This is a genomic window from Roseateles sp. P5_E11, assembly GCF_054049355.1.
Map to the genome: position 1 here is coordinate 1 of NZ_JBFUMO010000532.1, position 4,043 is coordinate 4,043.

The following is a 4,043-nucleotide window of genomic DNA, read 5'->3' on the forward strand; positions in this document are numbered from 1 at the left end:
CTTCGTCGCCGTCAGCGGTGTGCCCAGCAAAGAGATCTATTCCATCACGGGGGACGGGGCGGGCGACCTCTGGCTTTCAGGCAACGATGGCCTTGCACGGCTGCACAAGGGCCGATTCGCCGAGAACATCCCGTGGGCCGCGCTCGGTCGCCGGCAACAGGCCAAGGTCGTYGTCGCCGACCGAGGTGGCTTGTGGCTGTCCTTCTGGCAGGACGGTGGGGTGTTGTATTTCAAGGACGGCAAGGTCYAGGCCGCCTACACGCCCGCCGAAGGGCTGGGCGCGGGCCACGTCGCCGGTCTCCGGCTCGATGCCGAAGGAGCGGTCTGGGCTGCCACCGAAGAGGGGGGCCTCAGYCGGATCAAGGATGGCCGCGTCGCCACGCTCACGGTCGGCAACGGCCTGCCCTGCAACACGGTGCACTGGTCGACGCTGGACGACGATGGGTCGCTGTGGATGTATGCGTCCTGCGGACTCGTGCGGGTTCTGCATGATGACCTGGCTGCCTGGATCGCCGACCCGAGCCGCCGGGTCGCCACGAAGGTCTGGGGGGCCGCGGATGGCGTGCCGCTGCTGGCGCTCACGCCGGCCTACTTCAACCCTCCCGTGGCGAAAGGGCCGGACGGCAAGCTCTGGTTCGTGTCGGGCGCAGACGTCCAGGTGATCGCCCCCGACCACCTGCCATACAACCCGCTGCCTCCGCCGGTTCACATCGAAGCTCTGCTCGCCGACCACAAGCCCTATGCGGTCGAGAACGGCCTTCGCCTGCCGCCGCTGGTCCGCGACATGACGATCGAGTTCGCCGCGCTGAGCCTGGTCGACCCGAAGAGCACGCGCTTTCGCTACAGGCTGGAGGGGCACGACAACGATTGGCAGGAGGCCATCGACAGGCGCCAGGCCACCTATACCAATCTGCCGCCCGGCAACTATCGCTTCCGCGTGAAGGCGTCCAACAACAGCGGCGTGTGGAACGAGGAAGGCGCGCAGCTCGAGTTCGCCATTCCGCCGGCCTTCTACCAAACCACCTGGTTCCGCCTGGCCGGCGCCGTCCTGCTCATCGGCCTGGCATGGAGCGCTTTCCAACTCCGGCTGCACATGCRCATCCGGCGGCTGCATCGGCAGTTGGAGGCGACGCTGGAGGCGCGTATTGCCGAACGCACGCGCATCGCTCGCGACCTGCACGACACCCTGTTGCAGCGTTTTCACGGGCTGCTGCTGCAGTTCCAGGCCGCGCTCAACCTGCTGCCTGATCGCCCGCGCGAGTCGAGGCAGATCCTTGCGGGCGCCATCGACCATGCAGCCGAGGCGATCACGGAGGGCCGCGACACCGTGCAGGGCTTGCGGACCTCGGCGCTGGAGACCAACAACCTGGCGGACGCCTTGCGGGCGCTCGCCGAGGATCTGGCGAACGAGAGCGGTCACGCGGCATCGGCGCATGTCGAAGTGCAGGGAACGCCCCAAGCTCTGCATCCGCTGGTGCGCGACGAGACCTTCCGCATCGCCGGCGAGGCGCTGCGCAACGCCTTCCACCACGCTGATGCAAAGCAGATCCAGGTCGAGATTGGCTACGACGAGCGGCAGCTGTGCGTACGGGTTCGCGACGACGGCAAGGGGATCGACCCGGAAGTGCTGCACGCGGGCGAAAAACAAGGGCACTTCGGGTTGAGCGGCATGCGGGAGCGCGCCGAGCTCGTCGGTGGCAAGCTGACGGTTCGCAGCGGCCCGGGGACCGGAACGGAAGTGGTATTCAGTGCGCCCAGCTCGCAGGCGTACAGTCGGCCGGTACCGGCTCGATCGTGGTTCCTCCACAAGAAGTTCGCACCCAGCGAGGTCGGCGAATGACCGAAGATCTGACCCGCATCCAGGTTCTCTGCGTCGACGATCACCCGATCGTGCGGCAGGGCATCGCGATGCTGCTTTCCGTGGAGCCGGACATGGCCCTCGTGGCGGAAGCAGCGAACGGACGCGAAGCGATTCAGCAATTCCGCGCGCACCGCCCCGACGTCACGCTGATGGACTTGCAGATGCCCGGCATGAGCGGGCTTGACGCGATCGGCGCGATCCGGGCCGAGTTTCCCGAAGCCCGGATCATCGTGCTCACCACCTATGCCGGCGACGCTCAGGCGCAGCGCGCCTTGCAAGCCGGCGCGCGCGGCTACCTTCTGAAGAACGCCTTGCACAAGGAGCTGCTCGACGCCATCCGCGCCGTGCACGCCGGCCGCCACGCGCTTCCGTCGGAAGGGTCATTTGAACTGGCCGAGCAGATCATCGACGACAACCTCACGCCGGCGGAGATCAGCGTCCTGCGATTCATCGCTCAGGGGAACGCCTACACCGAGATCGCCAGGGTGCTCGCGCTCAGCGAGGAGGCGGTCGAAAGCCAGGTGCGAAGCACCCTGTCGAAGCTGGATGCCCGGGATCGCGCGCATGCCGCGACGATCGAACTCGAGCGCGGGATGCTCCAGACCGAGCGCGCCGCCCGGCACGCAGCCGAAGCGGCCAACCGCGCGAAGAGCGAGTTCCTCGCCGGCATGAGCCACGAGCTGCGCACACCGCTGAATGCCGTCCTCGGCTACGCGCAACTGCTGACCATGGAGGGCGGCCTGAGCGCGCGCCAGGCGCGCGGCCTGGACACCATCCACCAGAGCGGGCAACACCTGCTGGCGCTGATCAACGACATCCTCGACCTGGCGCGCATCGAGGCCGGTCGCACGGACCTGAACCCGGAGCCGGTGCACCTGACCGGCCTGCTGCAGACGGTCGTGAACCTCATGCGGGTGAAGGCAGACGAGAAGCGTCTGGCCTTCGTGTTCGAGGCCGGTGAGGGCTTGCCCGAGGCCGTGCTGGCCGACGAGCGCCGGTTGCGCCAGGTGCTGCTGAACCTGCTGGGCAACGCGATCAAGTTCACCGACCACGGGACGGTCGCGCTGCGCGCCCGTGCCGAGCCGACTGGCCCCGGGCAGGTGTTGCTGCGGCTGGATATCGAGGACACCGGTGTCGGCATGCGCCCCGATGACATGGAACGCATCTTCAAGCCCTTTGAGCAGGTGGGCGACGTGCAGCACCGCAGTGCTGGCACGGGGCTGGGGCTCGCGATCACCCGCGCGTTGGTGAACGACATGGGCGGACAGGTGCAGGTGAGCAGCGAGTACGGGCGCGGCTCCCGGTTTCGCGTGGAGCTGCCGTTGCCAATAGCGCAGCCGGCGGAGGCCGCGCCTCGCAGGATGCCCGGCGTGGCGCGCTACACGGGGCCGCCGCGACGCGTGCTGGTGGTCGACGACGTGGCGGCGAACCGCACGCTGATGTGCGATTTCCTCACCAACGCCGGCTTCGAAGTGGCGCAGGCCAGCGATGGCAGCGAACTGCTGGCAGCGGCGAGGAGCTTCCGGCCGGACCTGATCTTGATGGACAGCGTGATGCCGTCTGTCGGCGGCGTGGAAGCCACGCGCCGACTGCGGCGGGAGGCCGATCTGGCCACCGTGCCCGTGATCGCGGTCTCGGCCTCGGCCACCGCCGAGCACCGTGCCGCCTGCCTGCAGGCCGGCGTCAACGTGTTCCTGACCAAGCCTGTGTCCCTGGAAGCGCTGCGGGCCCATATCGGAGAGCAGCTCGGCCTGCAATGGCCGCCCACGGCAGGCGCTGACTGATTGAGCGGCGGCATGGTCCGGGCGGGCGCGTTGCGCGCCCTGCCCTCACCCGGCAATCCTCGAGGTTTGAACGACTGAAGCGATTGGATTAGCCTGCATGGCTCACGCTCGCTCGCAAGGAGACCTTTCCATGAAGCTCTACTTCGCCCCTGGTGCCTGTTCGCTGTGCCCACACATCGTGGTGCTGGAGGCGGGCCTGGCCGCTGAAACCGTGCAGGTCAATTTGAAGGCCCACCAACTGCTCGATGGCAGTGACTACTACGCCATCAACCCGCGCGGCTACGTGCCGCTGCTGGAGCTGGACGACGGCCAGCGCATCACTGAGAACGCAGCCATCGTGCAGTACCTGGCCGAACGCGCGCCCGACCGAGGCCTGCTGCCACCGGCCGGCACCCTGG

Annotated in this window: 3 protein-coding genes; all 3 read left to right on the forward strand. The window is 67.9% G+C overall.

Annotation, left to right across the window (positions count from 1 at the left end; genetic code table 11):
• The coding region (locus ACXJKR_RS26350) for a triple tyrosine motif-containing protein (protein ID WP_457325327.1) at positions 1–1,840 on the forward strand (1,840 nt) is incomplete at its 5' end.
• Positions 1,837–3,645: a response regulator gene (locus ACXJKR_RS26355; RefSeq protein ID WP_457325328.1), complete on the forward strand. Its 1,809-nt coding sequence runs from the start codon at positions 1,837–1,839 to the stop codon at positions 3,643–3,645. The genes ACXJKR_RS26350 and ACXJKR_RS26355, both read left to right, overlap by 4 nt.
• Positions 3,646–3,775: 130 nt before the next feature.
• Positions 3,776–4,043, forward strand: a 268-nt coding sequence (locus ACXJKR_RS26360; RefSeq protein ID WP_457325329.1) for a glutathione S-transferase N-terminal domain-containing protein, incomplete at its 3' end; no start/stop codon positions are given.

Bases quoted from the DNA above. Each gene is read 5' to 3' on its own strand.
- ACXJKR_RS26355 (WP_457325328.1), top strand. From the start codon at position 1,837: ATGACCGAAGATCTGACCCGCATCCAGGTTCTCTGCGTCGACGATCAC.